This window comes from Chryseobacterium sp. GTID13 (genome assembly GCF_056172655.1).
Map to the genome: position 1 here is coordinate 766,514 of NZ_JAOCMB010000005.1, position 22,537 is coordinate 789,050.

Annotated in this window: 17 protein-coding genes and 1 pseudogene; 16 read left to right on the top strand and 2 right to left on the bottom strand. The window is 40.4% G+C overall.

The features are described from left to right. Positions 1–126: 126 nt before the first annotated feature. Together N4G44_RS09715 and N4G44_RS09720 are read left to right on the top strand one after the other, a co-directional pair. Entirely contained in the window at positions 127–1,137 is a 1,011-nt protein-coding gene (locus N4G44_RS09715; protein ID WP_474926354.1) for a S41 family peptidase, read from the top strand. A gap of 9 nt (positions 1,138–1,146) precedes the next feature. Further along, positions 1,147–1,667, top strand: a pseudogene (locus N4G44_RS09720) (GNAT family N-acetyltransferase). Positions 1,668–1,893: 226 nt separating this feature from the next. Here N4G44_RS09720 and N4G44_RS09725 read toward each other — a convergent pair. Next, positions 1,894–2,991 (bottom strand): TauD/TfdA family dioxygenase, encoded by a 1,098-nt coding sequence (locus tag N4G44_RS09725; RefSeq protein ID WP_474926355.1) that lies wholly within the window; start codon positions 2,989–2,991, stop codon positions 1,894–1,896. Between the two features lie 215 nt (positions 2,992–3,206). Here N4G44_RS09725 and N4G44_RS09730 point away from each other — a divergent pair, with 215 nt between their 5' ends. The 10 genes from N4G44_RS09730 to N4G44_RS09775 all read left to right on the top strand — a co-directional run bounded on the left by N4G44_RS09730 (position 3,207) and on the right by N4G44_RS09775 (position 16,908). Further along, positions 3,207–4,733, top strand: a complete 1,527-nt coding sequence (locus tag N4G44_RS09730; RefSeq protein ID WP_474926357.1) for a pyridoxal phosphate-dependent decarboxylase family protein — start codon at positions 3,207–3,209, stop codon at positions 4,731–4,733. Then, positions 4,705–7,131 (top strand): GNAT family N-acetyltransferase, encoded by a 2,427-nt coding sequence (locus tag N4G44_RS09735; protein WP_474926358.1) that lies wholly within the window; start codon positions 4,705–4,707, stop codon positions 7,129–7,131. Before N4G44_RS09730 ends, N4G44_RS09735 begins: the two co-directional genes overlap by 29 nt. Further along, on the top strand, positions 7,124–8,440 hold the full coding sequence (locus tag N4G44_RS09740) for a lysine N(6)-hydroxylase/L-ornithine N(5)-oxygenase family protein (RefSeq protein ID WP_474926359.1): 1,317 nt from the start codon (positions 7,124–7,126) through the stop codon (positions 8,438–8,440). Before N4G44_RS09735 ends, N4G44_RS09740 begins: the two co-directional genes overlap by 8 nt. A gap of 5 nt (positions 8,441–8,445) precedes the next feature. Beyond that, complete coding sequence (locus N4G44_RS09745) at positions 8,446–10,248, top strand: IucA/IucC family protein (protein WP_474926360.1); 1,803 nt, start codon at positions 8,446–8,448, stop codon at positions 10,246–10,248. A 147-nt stretch (positions 10,249–10,395) separates the two neighbouring features. Then, complete coding sequence (locus N4G44_RS09750; RefSeq protein ID WP_474926362.1) at positions 10,396–11,034, top strand: MATE family efflux transporter; 639 nt, start codon at positions 10,396–10,398, stop codon at positions 11,032–11,034. After that, on the top strand, positions 11,031–11,657 hold the full coding sequence (locus N4G44_RS09755; RefSeq protein ID WP_474926363.1) for an MATE family efflux transporter: 627 nt from the start codon (positions 11,031–11,033) through the stop codon (positions 11,655–11,657). The genes N4G44_RS09750 and N4G44_RS09755 overlap by 4 nt, the downstream gene beginning before the upstream one ends. 1 nt (position 11,658) lies before the next feature. Next, positions 11,659–11,904 carry an acyl carrier protein gene (locus N4G44_RS09760; protein WP_048504159.1) on the top strand — a complete coding sequence of 82 codons (246 nt, stop codon included), beginning with the start codon at positions 11,659–11,661 and terminating at the stop codon, positions 11,902–11,904. A 4-nt stretch (positions 11,905–11,908) separates the two neighbouring features. Beyond that, the gene (locus tag N4G44_RS09765; protein WP_474926366.1) at positions 11,909–13,297 is read left to right on the top strand and encodes an AMP-binding protein; all 1,389 of its coding nucleotides are present in this window, start codon (positions 11,909–11,911) and stop codon (positions 13,295–13,297) included. After that, complete coding sequence (locus tag N4G44_RS09770; RefSeq protein WP_474926368.1) at positions 13,284–15,722, top strand: TonB-dependent siderophore receptor; 2,439 nt, start codon at positions 13,284–13,286, stop codon at positions 15,720–15,722. The genes N4G44_RS09765 and N4G44_RS09770 overlap by 14 nt, the downstream gene beginning before the upstream one ends. Before the next feature lies 1 nt (position 15,723). After that, positions 15,724–16,908 (top strand): PepSY-associated TM helix domain-containing protein, encoded by a 1,185-nt coding sequence (locus tag N4G44_RS09775; protein WP_474926369.1) that lies wholly within the window; start codon positions 15,724–15,726, stop codon positions 16,906–16,908. A 327-nt stretch (positions 16,909–17,235) separates the two neighbouring features. Here N4G44_RS09775 and N4G44_RS09780 read toward each other — a convergent pair whose 3' ends face one another. Continuing rightward, on the bottom strand, positions 17,236–18,723 hold the full coding sequence (locus tag N4G44_RS09780) for an aminotransferase-like domain-containing protein (protein ID WP_474926370.1): 1,488 nt from the start codon (positions 18,721–18,723) through the stop codon (positions 17,236–17,238). A gap of 173 nt (positions 18,724–18,896) precedes the next feature. Here N4G44_RS09780 and N4G44_RS09785 point away from each other — a divergent pair, with 173 nt between their 5' ends. From N4G44_RS09785 to bioB, 4 genes are all read left to right on the top strand, one after another. Then, on the top strand, positions 18,897–19,520 hold the full coding sequence (locus tag N4G44_RS09785) for a hypothetical protein (RefSeq protein ID WP_474926371.1): 624 nt from the start codon (positions 18,897–18,899) through the stop codon (positions 19,518–19,520). Continuing rightward, on the top strand, positions 19,513–20,634 hold the full coding sequence (locus N4G44_RS09790; protein ID WP_474926373.1) for an aminotransferase class I/II-fold pyridoxal phosphate-dependent enzyme: 1,122 nt from the start codon (positions 19,513–19,515) through the stop codon (positions 20,632–20,634). Before N4G44_RS09785 ends, N4G44_RS09790 begins: the two co-directional genes overlap by 8 nt. 131 nt (positions 20,635–20,765) lie before the next feature. Beyond that, the gene (bioD, locus tag N4G44_RS09795) at positions 20,766–21,383 is read left to right on the top strand and encodes a dethiobiotin synthase (protein ID WP_474926376.1); all 618 of its coding nucleotides are present in this window, start codon (positions 20,766–20,768) and stop codon (positions 21,381–21,383) included. Beyond that, positions 21,383–22,369 (top strand): biotin synthase BioB, encoded by a 987-nt coding sequence (bioB, locus tag N4G44_RS09800; RefSeq protein WP_474926377.1) that lies wholly within the window; start codon positions 21,383–21,385, stop codon positions 22,367–22,369. Before bioD ends, bioB begins: the two co-directional genes overlap by 1 nt. The last annotated feature ends 168 nt before the right edge of the window (positions 22,370–22,537 follow it).

Below are 22,537 nucleotides of genomic sequence, written 5' to 3' on the forward strand. Positions count from 1 at the left end.
CGGGAAAATTCTTTGAAAATGTAGATACGCAGCAGAATAATATCTGGTTATTTATCTGAGTTTCCATTTTTACAATTTATATGATTTTCATTGAGATACTTTTGCTGAAATATAATGCCTGTTTCAATGAAAAAAATAATAGCCGGAGTTTTATTTTTACACTCCTTATTCTCTTACGCACAGAGAAACGAAAATACAGCGGTACTTTCTGACATCACAGAAAAAGTAAAGCAATATTACATCGATAAAGATGCCTACAAAAAAGTGGATTCTTTATTTCAGAGTGAATCCGGAAAAGGAACTTTTAATGATCTGAGTAAAAAAGATTTTGCAGCACTGCTCACCCAAAAGCTGCGGACTGACATAAAAGATAAACATTTCTTTGTTAAATACCTTGAAAACTACAGTCCCGAAAAACCAATCGATGAAAAAGAAAGAGAAAAACAGGATAATTTTCACAACAGTCTTGAAAATTTTGGTTTTGAAAGTGTTCAACGGCTGCAGGGCAATATTGGTTATATAGATTTCAGAGGTTTTGCTTCCCCTGAATCCAGCGCAAAAACGCTGGCCTCTGCAATGGATTTTGTAGCCAATACCCATTCCCTGATCATTGACCTTAGAGAAAACGGAGGCGGAGATAATGGAATGCTTATGCTATTCTGCAGTTACTTTTTTGACAAAAAAACAAATCTTTACACTACTTACTTAAGACATACGGATCAGACGATACAAAATATAACACAACCTAAAGTTTCCGGACAGAAATATCTTCATAAAAATATTTATATCCTTACCAGTAAAAGAACTTTTTCCGCAGGGGAGGCAGTCGCTTACTTCTTAAAGGAACATCAATTAGCCGAAGTGATAGGCGAAAAAACCGAAGGAGCCGCTAATCCTGTAGATCATTTCATCATTCAAAATCAGTATTTACTGCTCGTTCCGGCAGGGAAAATTACTTCTGCCAGAAGCCATAAAAACTGGGAGCATATCGGGGTAACCCCTGATCAGGAAGTGAAAGCCGAAGATGCATTAAAGACAGCCCATCTTAAAATTTTGAAAAATATTTTAAAAACAGGAACAAAAACAGAACTGAGCATACCCCAGATAAAAAATCTTATTAATAAATTAGAACAATAAATACTCATTATGTCATCAATAACGATATCTAAGGCTGGAATGAACGATCTTGAAACCATTCAGAACACTGGCAGGCAGACTTTTTACGAAACCTTTGCAGAAAGCAATTCGGAGGAAGCCATGAAAAATTATCTCGAAAAAAGCTTCAGTACGGAAAAAGTAAAATCAGAATTGAATAATCCGGATTCCCATTTCTATATCGCATGGGAAGAAGACATCCCTGTAGGCTATCTTAAATTAAATTCTGGATCTGCCCAGACGGAGCTTCAGGATGAAACTGCTTTGGAAATAGAAAGGATTTATGTAAAAAAAGCCACCACGGTCAGAAAGTAGGGCAGCTGCTGTATGATCAGGCTTTGGAAACAGCAAAAAGTCTTCACAAAAAATACCTCTGGCTTGGGGTCTGGGAAAAGAACCCAAGGGCTATCAGATTTTATGAGAAAAACGGCTTTGAAGTATTCGGAAACCATACCTTCAGGTTGGGAGATGATGAACAGACTGACCTGATGATGAAGAAAATCCTGAAGTAATTAAAAAAATAATTTTCTGCTCATTTTTTGAAACATAAAGAATAATAAGGAGATTAAGAAAATGAAGTTTAAAATAAGAAAAAATTTGTTACTCAATAAGCGAAGCTTACCTTAATAACCTTAAAACCTTCAATAGCCTTAATGGTTTAAAACAGTTTAATAAAAAATCCTTTTAAGACCAGTGCTTAAAAGGATTTTTTATGATTGGTTAATAACGTATGAATAATTAAATATTTTCAAAGTTTTTACCCAAATGTTCTTCAATCACAAAGAACGGGTCTTCGGTAAGCGTGTGGGCTCTCATGTCCATTAAACTTACTTTACTCATCATACGGAGCATAATTCTTCTCTGGCATTGGTATTCTATCCCGTCAATATTCCTCACTCCGGCACGAAAAGCTGATCTTCCATGGGCACATAAATGATTATTGACCAATATAACATCTCCGGCCTGGGGTGTAAATCCTGAATAGATCAGGTCTCTTGCCTCTTCCCAGAATTCATTCAGATGGTGGTGCGCATCATCACTTTGTTTAATGCTTGGATTGAATAACTGTTCCGCTGCATCAAATCTCATGAAAGGTAGTTCATAATTCCCGTACAAAATGGCGTCCAGCACTTCTTCTTCATCGGTTCCTGTTTCAAGGTTGGCATCTTTCGGGATCTTGTACATCCTTTCAAAGAGAGGTCTGAATTTCTCCCCGATAGATTCATGGGAACGGATAGAATACAGGGTAGAAGGTACCTGCTCTTCATTCCTGATGTACATAAAGCTCAGAAAATCAGCCTGATGTTTCAGAAAGGCATCTTCCGTATGGACATAAAGATCCGTTGAGGATCCTGATCCGGTCTGGGTTTCACGCATTTTTTCATCAGGGATGATTGCATGCATTAATCCACCGCCTTTACGTTGAGAATAGTACTGTACCGGCTTCGATGGAAGCGCACCATGCATCAACGCGCAGGCAAATCCGTAGATATTGAATTTTGAATAATCCGCAGACTGCCAGTTGGCCGGGGTAGTCCCGATACTTTCCTGATCTATATCCATCAGCCCTCTGAATGCGATGGCTCCGTACTGATCTTTTGAAAAGTCGCTGGCGAAATCAGCGGCTATATGTAAGATTCTTTCTGGTAAGAAATAAGAAGCCAGCTGGTGAACATGGGTAATAAACTCCCTGTTTTCATAGCTGCCGTATTTTCTCTCAAGATGCACCGCTGCATCTTGTATCATTCTTCTTTCCTGAGAGGTGATCTCAACGATTGTGGGGAGCAGTTTTACCTCAGTAATACTGTCGTTATCTAAAATTTCTGGCGAATTCATTAAAAAAATATTTGGTGTGTGAATTAAATTTCTATATTTGTTTTTAATTATTCTAAATAACAATTGCGAGTTCAAATTTATGAATAATTTACAAATCACCAAATAAAAATCAAAAAAATGTCAAAATTAAAATATTGATTGTCAGATATATACATCTATATATCAAATACCTTCACACAACTTATTAATTCTTAAATCACCTTACAATACAATATATGAACAACACTCAAATGTCCGCCGGAGAGATCCTGAGCGCTCCCTTACCTCACATTTCGGGGAATTTTGGAAATATTTTTCATTCTGATAATTATGATCACTATCGTTCCGCCGTCGAGGATACTTTAGACCTTGTGGGAACATTTCTTCATAGAAACGACAAGCCCTTCAGCGGAATAGAAGCCAAAGAAATGAAAAGCATGGTACAGCAGATCGATTTAAACCAAAAACTGTCTTCTTACCAGGAACTTCTTCAGGAAGTGGATACTATATATGTAAAGCATGCTACAGCTTTTCACTTACCACAATATGTGGCACACCTTAACTGTCCTATCGTAATTCCGGCATTGGCAGGAGAAATCCTGGTCAGCGCCATCAATTCTTCCCAGGATACCTATGACCAGAGTGCTGGAGGAACCTTCATGGAAAGAAAACTGATTGACTGGACGGCTGAACAGTTAGGCTACAATCCAGAAACCAGCGACGGCGTTTTCACAGCCGGAGGATCGCAGAGCAACCTGATGGGGCTGGTCATGATGCGCGACTGCTTTTCCCAGAAAAAATACCATCACAACATTAAGCTGGATGGTCTTCCACAGGAGGCCGGTCGCTTCAGAATCTTTGTATCCGACAAATCTCACTTCAGCAATTTGAAAAATGCTTCCATCATGGGATTAGGCGAAAAATGTATCGTGAAAGTTCCTACGGATGAGAGATTCTGTATGGATATTTCTTTGCTTAAAAAGTACATTAAAAGAGAAGAGCAGCTGGGAAACATTCCTATCGGGATTGTAGCTACTGCAGGAACCACAGACTTCGGAAACGTAGATCCTCTGGAGGATATTGCCAATATTGCAGAACACTACAATATTTGGATGCATGTAGATGCAGCTTACGGATGTGCTTTATTACTAAGCGAAAAATACCGTCATCTTCTGAATGGCATAGAAAGAGCAGATTCTGTGACGATAGATTATCATAAATCTTTCTTCCAGCCGATCAGCAGCAGTGCTTTCATCGTGAAGAACAAAAGGGAATTAAGAATTCTGAAACACCATGCAGATTATCTGAACCCTGCCGAGATGGATGAAGAAGAAATTCCTGCACAGATCAACAAATCCATTATCCAGAGCACAAGAAGATTTGATGCTTTGAAACTATGGTTCACTTTAAGAATGATGGGCAGGGAACAACTTTCCGAATACACAGATACTGTAATCGAACTGACGAAAGAGGTGGCAGCTATGATTCAGGAAAATGCTGATTTTGAACTGCTCTCCGATACAGATCTGAGCGTTCTGGTTTTCCGTTACATCAGAACCGATATTCAAGACTTGAATGCCTTGAACCAATACATCAAAATGAAGCTGTTCTACAGCGGGGAAGTGCTGGTAGCCAGTACAAAAGTAGACGGAAATTTCTATCTGAAATTTACTTTCCTTAACCCGATTACAACCACAGAAGACGTACACCAAATTTTAAACAAAATAAAAACTCATGGAGAAAACTTTGGTACAGAGAACTAAATATACAGAACAGGCACAGGAAATTACAGTCCGCATCCTGCTGAACGGAATGCTCCGCGAACTTGGAAACGGAAGATTCTACCAGGGAGTTCCGAAGTATGATACATTGACAGCTCAGGCCCTTGAAAACAGCACTTATCCGCTCCATATCAGGTTTGAACTGAAGAAAAGCAACGTGTTTTTATTTGCACCCGTTTCTTATCGTTCCGAAAGTACTTTTCATAATTATGGCATGCCCTTATGGATCGTCGACCATAAAAATCAGACAGTTGATGAAGCAGATCTTAATCAGCTGACAGCTCTGGTTTATCAGGAGCTTTCTGAACGACCTGCCCAACAAGGGCTGGAATTGTTTACGAAAAGAATTCAAAGCAGTTTCCATAACCTGCAAATGATCATGACTGATGGATTAAAAGATAAAGATGCATTAACGTATTCTTTCCTTGAATCTGAGCAGCAGCTTCCTGTAGGTCACAATCTTCACCCTTTTACAAAAGCAAGGATGGGATTCTCCAGAGAAGAGCAGCTTCTTTACGGCCCGGAATTCAATGCAGGTATTCAGCTTGAATATTTTCTGGTCCACAAAAGCTGTGTGAAAGAAAATTCAGTAATGGATATCTCATACAACGAATTTCTGAAAAGCCTGGTTTCATTACCGGAAAACCTTGAAGAGAAATACCTGAATGAAGGAGAGCAGATATCAGATTTTTATGCGGTTCCTTGTCATCCATGGGAAGCCGGTTATCTTTTGTCTACGAAGGAAGGCGCAGAAATGGTCAGCAACCGTACTTTAATTCATATCGGGACTTTAGGGGAAGAATTTTATTCCACTTCTTCCATCAGAAGCATGTACAGCCCGGATATTCCGTGGATGCCTAAATTTTCTTTAAATGTCCTTTTAACAGGATCTATAAGAATCAATACGGAAAAAGACCTGGCAAGAGGTTATGCATCAGCATTGTGGCGTAAGCATGCGGGTGCGTCATTCGAAAAGGATTTCAATCGGTTTAAGCTGCTTCTGGAGCCTGTAACCTTAGGGGTTTATCATAAAGATAAAAATGTTGAAAGCCTGAACCTTCTGATCCGTGAGAATCCGTTTTTACCGGAAGACAAAATACTTCTTTTGGCCAGACTTTGTCAGGACGAGCCTGCGGAAGGACAAAATTTTAGTCAGAAATTCTTTACAGAAGTTTCAGAAAGACTGGAAAAAAGCCCGGAAGAATCGGTAAAAATCTGGTTTGAAAAATATATTCAGCTATTAATTACTCCTCTGAACCATTTATACAGTCAATACGGGATGGCTCCGGAAGCGCATCAGCAGAATCTTTTGATTAAACTGGATGATCAGCTGATGCCACAGACCCTTTTTGTAAGGGATGCACAGGGTTATTTACTGAGAGAAAGTGCAAGAGAACAGTATGCTGAGCTCTCAAAACAATATCCTAAAATCGAAGATCTTTTTATCAGGGATGAACGTCTTCTGGACATTATCTCTTATCATGTCCTGGTAAGCAATCTTTCAGCATTGATTGCCTCTTTAGGAAAGACAGGATGGGCTCGTGAAAGGGATCTCATCAATATTTTACATGATGAATTTGAGAAAATTCACCAGGAAATGCCTTCAGATTTTACCCGTTATGCGCTTAAAAACCGTCATTGGGGTACAAAAACCAATTTTAAAGCAGTGGCTAATGAAATTGACGGAATCACAAGCGCAGGAGCAATCTCTTATGCTAAAGTTCCGAATCTTCTTCATTATCATTATTTCTCGGATCAGCTGATTCAGCCGAAAGGAAAAGAGGTGTTTTTCAGCCGTTATTTTCAGAAAGAAGATGTCACAGTCACCATGAGACCGATAGATCTTGATGAAGACCTTGAAATGCTTCATGAATGGTTTAACCGTGAACATGCGGTAAAAATCTGGCAGATGAACTGGACTATTGATGAGCTGGAAACCTATTACCGCCTGATGCTTCCGGGTGATGAAGCCCACAGCTATATTGTGATGAGCAATGGTGAACCTACCTGTAATATTGAGGTGTACTGGCCGTGCAGGGATATTGTAGGCGATTACTATGATGTGCTGCCCACCGACTATGGAACACATCAGTTCATTGCGCCTACCGATCCGAAGAAGAAGTTTGTTTCCCCATCTACACAGTCTATGGTGGATTATGTATTTGCCCAGCCTGAAGTGGGAAAAATGGTAGGGGAAGGCTCGGTAGATTCTCTGGCTTCTATGATGAATAAAGCCCATGTAGGTTTCAAAGTAGATAAAGTGATTGAAATGCCTCATAAAAAAGCCAACCTGAACTTTTGCTACAGGGAATGGTACTGGGAAAAATTCCCTCAGAACAAAGATGTAGAATTCACCGTAAAAATTACTGAAAATGAATAACGAAACGATATATAATGTAATCGGCATCGGTATTGGCCCTTTCAATCTTGGTCTTGCTGCTTTATCCAAACCGATTTCTGAATTAAAAACACTTTTCCTTGACCAGAGAGACGGCTTCGACTGGCATCCGGGATTGATGATCGACCATGTAACGCTGCAAACGCCTTTCCTGTGCGATTGTGTATCTATGGCAGATCCTACCAATCCTTTAAGCCTACTGAACTATCTGAAACAAACCAACAGGCTGTACAAATTTTTTATCAGGGAAGATTTTTTTATTCCGCGGAAAGAGTATAACCGTTACTGCCAATGGGTGGTGAGCCAGCTAACACAGTGCCGTTTCTCCACACAAGTCGTTGATATTGTGTATGAAGACGAACTGTATTTAATAACCACCATTCATACCAAAACTAAGGAAACAGAAGTTTTCAGAACAGAAAGACTGATCTTGGGAACAGGAACCCAGCCACATATTCCTTCATTTATTCCTAAAGAGGATACACGTATTCTTCATACAAGCTCTTATCTGTACCGCAAGGAAGAACTTTTAACAAAAGGTAAAAAAATTGCTGTGATCGGTTCAGGACAAAGTGCGGCAGAGGTTTTCTATGATTTATTACAGAGCCGTGATGAAGATACCCAGCTAGGCTGGTATTCACGTCCGGACCGTTTCTTCCCGATGGAATATTCAAAGCTGACTTTAGAACTGACTTCTCCTGATTATGTAGATTATTTTTACAGCAGAAGTGAAGCCGCAAGAAAAACCATTCTGAGCAAGCAGCAGGCTCAATTTAAAGGAATCAACTACGATCTGATCAACCAAATCTATGACTTCATCTACGACCTGAATATCGATAATGCTGATCCGAAGCTGACTATCATCCCGAACAGCCAGCTGGACAGGGTAGACAACAGCAGCCCGGAGAATTTAATTCTTGAATTCACCCAATTGGAGCAAGAGGTTCCATACGAACAGTCAGCAGATTATCTGGTAATAGGAACAGGCTACCGTTATCATGAGCCAGCATTCCTGAAGAACATCCAGTCCAGAATTAAAAGAGATTCAAGCGGTTTGTTTGATGTGAACAGGAATTACTCCATAGACCACAACGGCGGTGAAATTTATGTTCTTCACGCAGAAGTACATACTCACAGTTACATTTCAACCGACCTTGGAATGGCGGCTTACCGTAATTCCTACATCATCAACGACATTCTGGGAAGGGAATATTATAAAATCGAAAAGAAAATTGCTTTCCAGGATTTTGATGTGGAAAAACATGCTGCAATGCCAACTGCGAAAATATAACAGAAATGAACACCAATTTAAATAATAATACATTCAGCCAGGAAATCTGGCTGCAGGCTAACAGGGACCTTATGGCCAAAACGATTGCAGAACTGATGCATGAAGAACGGCTGAAACCCGTTCCAATACTTCAGGATGAGTCTGGATTTACAGTTTTCAGACTTGAAACCGGAATCGAAAATATAGAATACAGTTTCCGTGGACAGGAAAGAATGATGGATTACTGGCATATTGATAAAGACAGTATCATAAAAACAGAAAACGGCGTAAAAACCTCATCGCTGAATATCACACAGTTCTTTCTTGAAATGCAGACTGTATTGGATCTGGATGCCAATACCTTAGCCAGATATACTGAAGAATTACTTTATACTTTATATTGCGATGCGCTCATCTTATCCAGAGGGGTGAAATCTTCAAAAGAGCTTGCATCAAGCAACTATCAGACGGTAGAACACCAGATGACCGGCCATCCGTGGGTGATTGTAAACAAAAGCAGGTTAGGTTTTTCTCCTGCTGACCTTGAAACATTTGCTCCGGAAGCCGGACAAAATTTAAAAGTTTTATGGCTGGCTGCCCATAAAGACAGATCAGCTTTCCAGTCGCTGGAACATATAAATCGGGAAGAATTTTACCGTTCTGAAATGGGAGACAAATTGTATCAGGAATTTCAACAGAAACTGATCGATTCAGGAAGATCTGCCTATGATTACAATTTAATTCCGGTACATCCGTGGCAATGGGAAAATAAGCTGAAAATTCATTTTGCGGGAGATCTTGCAGCCGGTTTTTTAATTCTTCTGGGAGAAGGAAATGATATTTACAGTCCGCAGCAGAGTATCCGTACACTATTCAATATCAATCATCCTGAAAAAAGATATCTGAAGACGGCAGTTTCTATTTTAAGCACAGGAAACATCAGAGGTCTTTCTCCCAAGCAGATGAAAATTGCCCCGGCCATTACAGACTGGGTAAAAGGATTGATCAAAGACGATGCTTATTTAGAAACAAAAGGAACGATATTTTTAGGAGAAGAAGCTTCTATTGCCTATCTGCATCCTCAATACAGTGCAATTGCCGGTGTTCCTTATCAGTATAATGAATTCCTGGGAGCTTTATGGCGTGAAAGTGCCTGCAAATATTTAAAAGAAGGCGAAGAAATGTTCACCATGGCTTCCCTTTTATTTGTAGATCAGAACGGCGTTCCTTTGGTACAGGCCTTTGCGGAAAAAGCTGGAATCACCATCAGGCAATGGATCACAGAGTACCTGAATGCTTATCTTACACCGCTTCTTCACATTTATTATACCCATTCACTTTGTGTAACCCCACACGGGGAAAACATTATGGTTGTTCTGAAAAACGGATTGCCACAGAGAATTGTGATCAAAGATTTCGTGGATGATATCGTACTGACTCCGGAAGCAAGGGAAAAACTTCCTGATCATCTGGCAGACGGACTGATCCAGTCTTCCAACAAGGAAAATGTCCCGTTGTCTATTCTTTTAGGTGTTTTTGATGCGTTCTTCAGATATTTATCGAATGTTCTGCATACCTATTTCAATTTTCAGGAAGAAACATTCTGGACCCTTGTTCACGAGTGTATTGAGAATTACAAAAATCAAAATCCCCATCTGAACGAACGTTACGAAAAATATGATCTGTACGTTCCTGCATTCAAAAGGTTTTACATCAATAGTGTACGCCTGAAGAATGGCGGCTACAGCGAGAATAAAGCATTTGCAATTCCGAAAAAGACGGTGCACTGCCGAATCCTCTGCATCAGATTGCAAATAAAAACTCTGTAGCAGAAGTATGAGAAATCTTCTGCATATTGTAAAAGAAGGCTCTGTATTTGCGTATAGGGCAATGGCGGGGAAAAAATAGAGCTTACTTCAGGCAGCATCAACCGTTCTATTTTCAGCCTTGCCATTCCTATGGTGATGGAGCTGGTGATGGAATCAGTATTTGTCAGCATCAACCTTCTGATTATTGCAAAACTGGGCGATAAGGTGCTTGGACTTGTCGGGATTACAGACAACTACATCAATTTTGCCAATGCCATTGCCATTGGATTGGGTATAGCTGCTGCAACGCTTACGGCAAGAAGAGCCGGAGAAAAAGATCGGGAAGGGATGGGAAGAACTGCCCACTACATCATATTGCTGGCCTTTGCATTTGCTTTACTGATTGGTGGTTTGTCATTTCTTTTTGCAGGAGAGATCATCAGCTTTCTTGGGTTTAATACAGGTATTGTTGAGAACGGGCTTCTTTTTTCCAAACTGGTCTTTTTAAGCATCGGTCTGGTGATTCTGCGTCTGTCCATCAACGGACTGTTCAGAGGTGCCGGAGATGCCGATCTTGCGATGAAATCACTTTGGCTCTGTCATATCTCAAGTATGGTATTTGCCGTGATTCTTGTTTTCGGATTAGGCTTTATTCCCGCTTACGGATTGATGGGACTGGCTTACGCGACGGTTTTATCCCGTTTACTGGCGGTTTTGTACCAGTTCTTTATTCTCCTTACCCGCAAAACAAGCATCAATATCCTGATGAAATTCCGCATGGATCTGCCTTTGCTAAAAAAATCATGAAAATAGCTCTGGGAGGCCTGGTACAGTATATTGTTCCCGCTTCGAGCTGGCTGATTATGGTTAAAATCATCGCCACTTTCGGTACTACTGCATTGGCAGGTTACATTATTGCCCAGAGAATTGCTTCCGTCGCTACAATGCCTGCCTGGGGAATTGGAAATGCTGCTGGTGTTTTAACGGGACAGAATTTAGGCGCCGGAAATCCTGATCGTGCAGAAAAAACGGTTTGGAGAGCGGGAGGAATCAATATGACCTATCTGATAATTGTTGCCATATTCTGGCAATTTGCGGCAGAATACGTAGTGACTTTCTTCACCAAAGAAGCCGAGGTAGCAAGATACGCTGTACAGTACATCCACGTGGTGTCTGTGGCTTATCTTTTATTGGGCTTTACAATGGTAATCAGCCGTGCGCTTAATGCTGCCGGCAATATTATGCAGGTAACGCTGCTTTACATGATCATGTTCTACGTGATTCAGCTTCCTCTGGCTTATCTGCTTGGGATAAGACTTCAGTGGGAACTTAAAGGAATATTTACCGCCATCGTTTCCTCGGAAATCGTACTGGCTGTTTTATTCTTAATGATCTTCAAAAATGGTAAATGGAAAACTATAAAAATTTAAAATGCACACAACAGACGAATTTTACGAAATTATAGCATCAGCAATTGCTGTAAAAAAAGAACTGGTAGACGAAAACCTTACCTATCAGGAAATCCCGGAATGGGATTCTATGTCACATCTCCTTATTGTGGAAGCCTTGGAACAGTTTTACCAGGTAAAGTTTGATTTCAACGACATCCTAGAAATGGGTACTGTCGGCAAGATCCGTGAAAAAATGAAAAAATACGATGTACTCGTAGAAAACTAAGTATATGAAAATTTTAGAAAATGTAATTGCCAACAAGAACCTCTTGTTTACAGATGCTTCCAGCGGTGCCACCACGCCCGTTGGAACGCTGTACCGGTCTTTGGGCCTCAATCCTGTAGAAAAAGGATTGATCTTTTTGTACAATGACAACCAGTTACCCGGTATTGAGGTTCTTCTCAATTTTTATGGAACGGCCCATGCCATTGCCGTTCTGGGACAGAAACTGCATCCGGAGTTTAAAGAGCGCCTAGAAGCGGAATACCGTCCGAAATATATCTTTGACCCTTCAAGAGATGAGGTTCAAGGGTATGAACTGAAGGATTTCTCTGAAACGGTGAAGATCTTTGCTAAAAAAGACTATCGCCCCGAAGTGGTTATTCATCCTGAAATCAAGATACTGCTGAGTACTTCCGGAACCACGGGAGTTCCGAAACTGGTCAAGCTTTCCGATGAAAACCTGTATCAGAATGCCATCAGCATCCTTCAGTACATGCCAATCCTGGAAACAGATGTCGTTCCGCTTAACGTCCCGATTAATTTCGTGTACGGTTTCTCTATTTTCACCACCAACTGTATGCGGGCGGGAAGAATCGTATGTACGGACAAGGACATTATGCAAAAAGCTTTCTGGGACGAAATGGAAGAGTACGGATACAGCACGCTTGGCGGTGTTCCGTATCTGTACGAAAATCTGAACAGAATCGGATTTTTCAGAAAAGACAGCATCAGCCTGAGATACATGACCCACACAGGAGGTGTGATCAATGCCGAATTGAGAAAAACCATCTTCAACTACTGTCATGAATTTGAAAAACAGTTCTTTGCCCAGTACGGACAAACCGAAGCCGGCGGAAGAATGGCCTATCTTACCACAGACGGGCTTCTTGAAGAAGAAACTTCTATCGGTACACCTGTACCCGGCGGAAGCTTCCGGATCGATCCTGATACGGATGAATTGTTATTCCTGCATTCAAGCATCAGCGGAGGTTATGCCAACAAGCTTGAAGATCTCTCTACCTACGAACAGCCGGGAATTCTTCATACCGGAGATACAGGCAGAAGAGGGCAGAACGGTTTGTACTACATCACAGGAAGAATCAAAAGGATTATGAAGCTTTTCGGGATCCGTCTTAACCTGGATGAGGTAGAGTTTATTCTTAAAAATGAACTGGAAGGAAATACCGTAGTCTGTCTGAACGGCAATGATAAGAAAATCATTGTTCTGTATGACAACAAAGAAATAGATCCCCAGGTCATTAAGGAAATTATTAAGAATAAACTGCGCATCAATCCGCAGTATGTAAGCACCGAACACATAGAATCATTCCCATTATCACAGAACGGCAAAATCAACTATCCACTGCTTCAAAATTTACAGCATGAAAAAATTTAAAACCCCTATATTACTTTTATTACTTGTCAGCTTCCCGCTTTTTGTTTCTGCCCAGCAGAGCGAACGTGTTAACGGGAAGATCATGCTGTCTGAAAAAGCACCTGTGAAGAATGCACTTTTAAGGTTAGTGAATACACCGTATCAGGCCAAAACCAATAATTCAGGAGAATATCACTTTGATAATGTGCCACCGGGAGAATATACGCTTCAGGTGGTTTTGAATGATATCGAACTGATGCGTGAGCAGATCCGCATTGAAAAAGATGTCTTTGAAATTCCGGTCATTTATACTTCACAGGAAAATAATGTTATAGAAGGGATCACGGTATATGCCTTCAGCAGAAACAAATTTCTGGACAGGGACAGTACTTCCATCTCAAAAATGCCATTGAAAAATATAGAAAATCCGCAGTTCTATACAAGTATTAATCAACAGATCCTGAAGGAGCAGCTTATCTATGATGTTTCGGACGCTCTGAAAAATGCTCCCGGTATTGTAAAAATGCAGGGAAGTGCGGGAAGAGCAGGAGACGGAAGTTTTTATTATAATTTAAGAGGATTTCCTACCAGGGTTTCTATGGTAGACGGAGTTCCTGCTACAACCAATTCAGAAATTGATCCTGCAGATATTGAACGTATCGATGTCATTAAAGGACCTTCCGGAACTTTGTATGGCGGTGCGGTAAACTCTTTCGGAGGATTAATCAATGTGACTACAAAAAAACCGAAAGATTATTTTGGCGGAGAAGTCTCCTATCTTTTGGGAAGTTATAACCTGAACCGTGTGACGGCCGATGTATACGGACCTATTACGGATTCAAGAAAGACACTGTTCCGTTTGAATGCAGCCTATCAGTATCAGAACGGATTCAGGGATTCTGAGTTCAGAAAATCTATGTTTGTGGCTCCTACATTCAGCTATCAGGTGGATGACAGACTGAAGTTCAGCCTTGGCGCCCAGATTTACACCTATGAAGGAACCAATACCCCGATTATCTTTTTACCGAGAAACAGGCAATTCATCGCGAGAACTCCGGACGAGCTCGGATTTGACTGGAAAAAGTCTTACTCCAATAACGATATGAGCCTGAAGGCACCTTCCATCAATGTAAAAGCTGAGGTGAATTACAAAATTTCAGATCAGTGGAGTTCCCAGACTTTGATCTCAAGAAACTACAGAAAAACGGAAGGTTTGTATCAGTACCAGTTTATGAGAGGAGCTACAGATAACCTTCTGGAGCGTAATGTACAATGGCAGAATGGTGAAGGTGCATCTACCAGCATCCAGCAGAACTTTAACGGGGAATTTAAGATTGGAACCATTAAAAATAAACTTCTTGTAGGGTTAGATTATTTAAATCAGTCTCAGAATAATAACCTTTCTCCGATTGTTGTATTTGATTATATTGATGGGAAGAATCTTACAGCACCAGTGGTAGCACCGGTAACGGGAACATACGGTAATATTTCCAAAGATCTGGCATTGCAGAAAATTCAGACTTCTTCGGGAGCTTTAGTGAGAAATACTGCATCAAGTAATATTTATGGTGCTTACGTTTCTGATGCGGTTTATATTACAGACCGTTTGGTTGCATTGCTGAGCTTACGTTTTGATCATTATGAAAGTAACGGACAGCTTGACCTGAACACCAATATCAATACGGGAACATTCAATCAGAATGCATTGTCTCCGAAATTCGGTTTATCCTATCAGATTCTTAAAGATCAGTTATCAGCCTATGCGAACTATATGAATGGCTTCAGTAATGTGGTTCCGGTGGCTCAGCCGCTTGCAGACTACAGCGGAGATTTCAAACCGCAGAGGTCCAACCAGTGGGAAGTGGGATTCAAGGGAAACCTTTGGAGAAACAGGGTGAATTTCACCGTTGGATATTATGATATTCTGGTCGATAATATGTTAAGAATCGAACCAATTGTTCGTGACGGAAAAAACTATAATGTAACGATCCAGGACGGAGAACAGAGAAGCAAAGGAATAGAAATTGAAACCATTCTGAACCCAATCCAGGGTCTGAACATTATGGCGGGATATTCTTATAACGACAGTAAATTTGTAAGAGCTGCTGCCAATGTGGAAGGCCGCCGTCCCTCATCTTCAGGTCCTGCCAATGTATTCAATTCATGGGTGAGCTACGTTTTACCGATCAAAGGACTTTCCGGTCTTGGTTTAGGCTTTGGAGTCAACCGTGTAGGCGAGCAGGTTACTGTAGATAATACTACTACCGGACAGTTTACATTCCCGGCTTATACTTTAGTCAATGCTTCCGTGTCCCTTGAAAAAGAACGATACAGATTAGGATTTAAAATGAATAATTTAGGAAATGTGCAGTATTTTGCAGGACAAGGGGTAATAGTTGCCCAAATGCCGCGTAATTTTGTTGCGGAGGTGACCCTTAAATTTTAATATGAATTCTACACTAAGGAAGATAGCCTATCAATTACATCTATGGCTCGGGCTGGCGTCCGGGCTTATAGTTATAATAATGGCCGTGACAGGATGTATTCTGGCTTTCGAAAAAGAACTGAAACACGCCATACACCCTGAAAAATATTTCGTTAAAACCATCCGAAGAGAAAAATTACCGTTCTCTGTCCTCAAATTAAAAGCGGAACAGGCATTGCCGGACAGTCTGAAAGTGAGCAGGGTAGAAATATCCTCAGATCCAGCCGGGAGCTATGTATTCCGGTCATTGAAAATGAATGATGAAGCTTTGACGTATTGGGGCACTTATATTTATTATTACAGGGTTTATGTAGATCCCTATACCGGAAAAATTCTTGAGGTTGAAAATGCTAAAAATGATTTTTTTGAGATTGTGATGGATCTTCACCGCAGGCTTCTACTGGGCGAAAAAATCGGTAAAACCATTACAGGATATTCTACATTGATCTTGGCAATTATGCTGGTTTCAGGATTGGTAATCTGGTTTCCCCGCAAAATGAGTAAGAAAGCTTTGAAGGGAATGTTTCTCATCAAAACATCTGCAAAATGGAAAAGAGTCAATTATGACATACACAATGTTTTAGGTTTTTATGCTGTTATTCCTTTGTTTCTCATCATTTATGCAGCATTGGTCTGGAACTTTGAAGGCTTTGATAAATGGGTTAAAAAAACGCTGAACGGAAAAGCAAAGACCGAACAAAAAGCCAAGAGTACTATTCCTTTGGAAGAGTTTTCAGACCAGAAAAATATTCTGGATATCGTTGGGAAAAGAGTTGAAAAAAGCCTGGCAGGTAAAAAATCAGCCCTTATCAGCTTTCCCAAAACAGAAGAAGGAACTTATTATGCTGAGGTGACCTTCGGCAATAAGCAATACCAGAATGAGCAGTTCAATTTTGATCAATATTCGGGAATAATTTTAAAGCATCAGTTGTATAATGACAAGAATATCGGATATGGAACTGCATTAAGAGCAAGGAATTATGACCTTCACATGGGTAGCATTTTTGGACTGACCGGCAGGATCCTGTATCTTTTTGCAGGCATGATTGCAGCATCACTTCCCATCACGGGATTCATTATCTATCTGAACAGAAAAAAGAAAAAACCGAAGAGAAAGAAGGTCAAAGCAAAACCTTTATCAAATTAAAAAACAAAAATTCAAAAAAGTGTAACGTAACAGTTGCACTTTTTTATACCCAATATCTGTACATACAAAAACATAAACATTCGTGGAAATCTGTATATTCTGTGGGAATTTTTAAATTAATTATTTACAATTACAAAATAAATCTTTTTCTCCCACAGATCACGCTGATTTCACAGATTTAAATAATAAACATCAGTGGGACTCATGTGATCCGCGGGAAACTATTTACTTTTAATTTAAACCTTATAGGTTTTAAAAACCTATAAGGTTGCGTCATACTCAAAAATCTGCTCCATCTGCAAAATCTACGGGAAATAACATCCACATTTAAAGCAATCTCCTGGCATTTTCCGCGAAAATTCCGATACTTCTCTCCATTTCGTCAGCATTGAAATTACCGAAACCCAGGCGCATCGCAGTCAGATTTTTGGTTTGATAAAGCAGTGTTTTCGGAATAAAAAGATTATCCTTTGCACAGTTTCTGCTCAGCTGCATCAGATTAATCGGAACATTCCATTCCAGCCAGAAAGCAAGTCCTCCTGAAGGCTTTTGAAACTGGATTAACTCTTCTAAATGCTTATCAAGGAGTTCGGCAAAATAATCCCGTCTTTCCTGATAAACCTTCAGCGATTTTTTCAGATAACGGTGGATTTCGCCCTCTTCAATCATTTCTCCCAAAGTCCTCTCCATTAAAATATCGCCCTGGCGGTCTATAATGCCTAGATATTTCCGCATTTCAGCCATCAGATTTTCAGGAGCTACAATAAAACCTGTTCTGAATCCCGGAGCCAGAGATTTCCCGAAAGAGCCAATGTAAATCACCATTCCGTTGGTATCTGCACTTGCCAAAGGAAGAATCGGACTTTTATCATAATGAAATTCGTAATCGTAATCATCTTCAAGGATTACAAAGCCGTACTCATGGGCAAGATCCAGCAGCTCAAGCCTTCGCTGCGCGCTCAATGCAACGGTAGTGGGATAGTGGTGGTGCGGGGTAAGGTAAAGCATCCGGATTTTTTGTTTTTTACATATTTCCCGGACATTTTCTACGATAATTCCTTCTCCATCAATAGGCATTGATAAGATATTCACTCCTTTTTTCTGAAAGATCATATTGACAGAGAAATAACTGAGAGCTCCTACCAATACCGTATCTCCTTCAGAAAGCAAGATTTCGGAAACAATATAAATACTCATTTCCGTACTTCGGGTAATAAGAAGATTATTCTTTGAAATAGGCAGTCCACGGGACAGATTAAGATATCTGGAAAGATGTTCTTTAAAAAATTCACTACCGTCATGGTTGTAATGGCCCAGCATTTTCTGGTTGGATTTCCGCTTAAGAATCGAGCTGTAAAACCTCGAGTGCTGGCCGATCTGTGTCAGTCTGATATCCGGAACTCCATCATTAAAAATATATTCACAATCCGAATGCTCAAAGGGATTATCTAAGATATTTGAACTTTTAAATGAAAATCCTGTTGCCTGAGGATAATTCTGAAGACTGTTCTTTTCAAAATTCTTCACTTTCACAGGTTTCTCCTGATGTTCTCCGATGATAAAAGTTCCTTTGTTCGGAAGACTTTCCACCCAGCCCTGTGCAGACAATTCATCATAAACGGCAACAGCAGTATTCCGGTGAATATCCAGAACTTCACTGAATGTTCTGGTTCCCGGCAATTTTGTACCATAAGGCAAAAATCCCCTTTGAATAGCATTGATAAGCTGATTCGCAATCTGCATATAGATCGAAGTCTCTGAATTTCTGTCAATTTCTATAAAACTTTGATAAGGAATTTTAACCGGACTATCCATAATATTAAAACTGGCACCTTTTAATGGTCCGGCAATATACTACTTTTGGTGAAATAAATTAACGGGTACGGGATACGAGTTTCGGGTTACGTCATATGAAATGATAATAGAAAATTAACTTAAAACCGGAATCTCAGAACCCTAATCACGAAACTCGCAACAAAATTAACCCTATGGAATTTCATCAACTGCTTGAAAAAATTGTACAGGACAACGGAACCCACGCCAAATGGCTCAATACCCTCTCGTTTATGGAAAATGCCGGCGCCAGAAAAATTTCTAAGTGCGAACATCCGGTTTCCGTTACGCTGATACAGCTGAAGCATGCTGCAGAAGAACATCGCCATGCTTACTACCTTAAAAAACAAATCGGGAAATTAGATCCGGAATTATGCAAAACCTATGAAGCTGATGAGCTTCTGGCCCCTACTGCCACCAGACAATATCTTCATTCCCTGGATGTAAAAGCATGCAGGTATCTTCAGACTGTCTTTAATTTAAATAAAGAAGAGCTAAAATATGCAGCTTATCTTTTCGTGACCTACGCTATTGAAGTGCGGGCAGACGAGTTGTATCCGGTGTATCAGGATATTCTGACTAAACAATCTTCAAAAATTATGGTGAAATCTATTATTCTGGAAGAAGAGGGACATCTTGAAGAAATGATCAACCAGCTTAATGAGTTTTCTGTGGAATGGCAACAGCATGCCGGAAATATTCTGGCCATAGAAAAAGAACTGCATGATCAGTGGATCAGTGCTATAGCGGAGGAAGTATCACAATTGGATTATGCTTAAAAAGTTTCAGGAAGCTCTTGACCGGAGAAAAGAAACGGGAATACTGAGAACATTAAAGCCTGAATTAAAAGGTGTTGATTTTTATTCCAACGATTATCTCGGTTTGGCTAAAGATGAAGAATTACAAAGGCAATTGCTGAGCTATGTTCAGGAAAATCCTGCGCTACTCTCAGGAAGTTCCGGATCTAGACTGATCAGTGGAAACAGCAGGATGGTAACCGAAGTGGAGAGTTATATTGCCCAACAGCACGAATATCCTGAAGCTTTACTTTTCTATTCCGGATATAATGCCAATCTGGCTTTGTTTTCTACATTGCCGGACCGTCACGATACCATTATTGTGGATGAACAGATCCACCGGTCGGTCCATGATGCCTGCAGAATGTCTCACGCAAAAAAAATAAAGTTCAGGCATAATGACCCTGATGATCTGGAAAATATCCTGAAAAAACAGTCCGGACAATGCTTTATAGCCATAGAAAGTCTTTATTCAATGGATGGCGATCTTGCTCCGCTTCAGCAAATGGCAGCTTTAGCCCGGAAATACGATGCTCTTTTAATTGTAGATGAAGCGCATGCTTTCGGGGTTTTCGGATATGGCCTGATTGAAAAATATCAGCTGCAAAAAGATGTTTTTGCCACTGTAATAACTTATGGAAAGGCTTTGGGAGCCCACGGAGCAGCTATTCTTTGTGATGAAACCGTAAAATCCTATTTAGTGAATTTTGCCTCACCGTTTATTTATACAACATCCGCCCAGGACTTCCTGTGGCTGAGTATAAAGACAGGGTACGAATTTATAAACCAAAAACCAGAATTACAGGAAAAACTTTCTCAAAACATAAAAATCTTCAGAAATCAAAACATAGAAACACCTTCATCAGAAATAAGCCCGATACAAGCCATAATCATTCCCGACAATCATCAGCTGAAAGCATTACAGGAAACATTGTCTGACAGAGAATTTCTAACCTATGCGGTCTACAGCCCAACCGTAAAAACAGGAACTGAAAGACTCAGGATATGTCTGCATAGTTTCAATACTGAGCAGGAAATTGTTGAAATGGCGGGGATTATAAAGGGATTTGTTGAGGGCGAAAAGGCAAAAGGGTAAAATGGCAAAGAAAGCCAAGAGGGCGAATAAGCTGATTTGCAATTTTGCCATTGATAATGAACAAATAAAACCCATAACAAAAGCACTTAGTTAAATAACCCGTATCCCGTATCCCGAAACCCGTAACACTAATGAACAAACTATTCATCACCGGCATAGGAACCGAAGTAGGAAAAACCATCTGCTCAGCTGTCTTGGCAGAGTATTTTAAAGCCGACTACTGGAAACCCGTACAATCCGGAGACCTTGACTATACGGACAGTCATAAAATAGAATCCTGGACAGAAAATACCATCTGCCATCCCGAAACCTATCGCCTTAAGCTCGCTGCATCCCCACACCAGTCGGCAAGGGAAGAAAATATTGAAATTAAGATTGAAAATTTTAAGCTTCCCCAAACAGATAACAGTCTTATTGTAGAAGGAGCAGGAGGGCTTATGGTGCCTCTTTCTGACCATATTTTCATGATCGATCTGATTAAAAAACTGGCACTTCCCGTTGGATTAGTAGTCCGGAATTACTTAGGGTGTATTAATCACACATTGCTCTCTGTCATGGCATTATATCAAAAAGAAATTAAGCTCGACTTTCTCATTCTGAACGGGAATTTTCCTCCGGATACAGAAAGAGTGATAACGGGATTTATAAAAAAAGAAACCAGGATTATCCGAATCCCTGAAATGGATCAACCTGCAAAAGACCGCATTAAAGCTGCCGCAGAATATTTAACAAAAACAAATTTACGATAATGGACAAAAAAACAACCATCAGAAACAACTGGACAAAAGAAGAAATAGAAGAAATTTATCATCAGCCTCTTCTTGAACTTATTTATAAGGCATCAACCGTTCACCGTGAGTGGCATGATCCTTCGGAAGTACAGATCTCAACATTATTATCCATCAAAACGGGAGGATGCCCTGAAGACTGCTCATACTGCGGCCAGGCAGCCCGTTATCATACAAACATTAAGGTTCAGGCATTGCTTCCCACAGAAACCGTTATTGCCCATGCCCAAAAAGCCAAAGACAGCGGATCATCCCGTTTCTGTATGGCTGCTGCATGGCGTGAAGTAAGAAACAACCGTGATTTCGACAGGGTAATCGATATGGTAAAAGGCGTGAATGAACTTGGACTGGAAGTATGCTGTACCCTCGGAATGCTTACTGAAGAACAGGCTGTCCGTCTTCAGGAAGCTGGTCTCTATGCTTACAATCACAATCTTGATACTTCCGAACAGTATTACGAAGAAATTATTTCAACCCGAACATTTGACAACAGGATCAATACGATCAATAACGTCAGAAAAGCCGGAATTACAGTATGTTCAGGAGGAATCATCGGACTTGGGGAAACGCATAAAGACAGAATTTCAATGCTTTTAACACTTGCAACGATGCCAAAACATCCGGAATCCGTTCCTATCAATGCCCTGGCGAGGGTAGCAGGAACACCGCTTGAAGATAATGAGAAGGTAGATACTTGGGAAATGGTAAGAATGATCGCTACCGCCAGAATTGTAATGCCTTCCTCAATGGTAAGACTCAGTGCGGGACGCATCGAAATGAATGAAACAGAACAGGCCTGGTGTTTTATGGCCGGAGCCAATTCTATTTTTACAGGAGAAAGGGAAACCTTACTGGTCACTCCTAACCCGGGAGTTTCCGAAGACATGCAGATGCTGGAAAAACTGGGACTTAAGCCTATGAAGATGAAGGAAAATACTTGTTGCTAGTTTAGAGGTTCGGGTTCCGGGGTGCTGGTTTCTGGAATAGAACGATATCCTGACCAACTTATCTCGACCCAAATTCCCCTTCCCTGAAGGGGTGGATTTTTGCAAAGCAAAAAGACGGGGTAGTAAAAAAACAAGCAAACCCATCAACATAACCATCACTAAAAATCA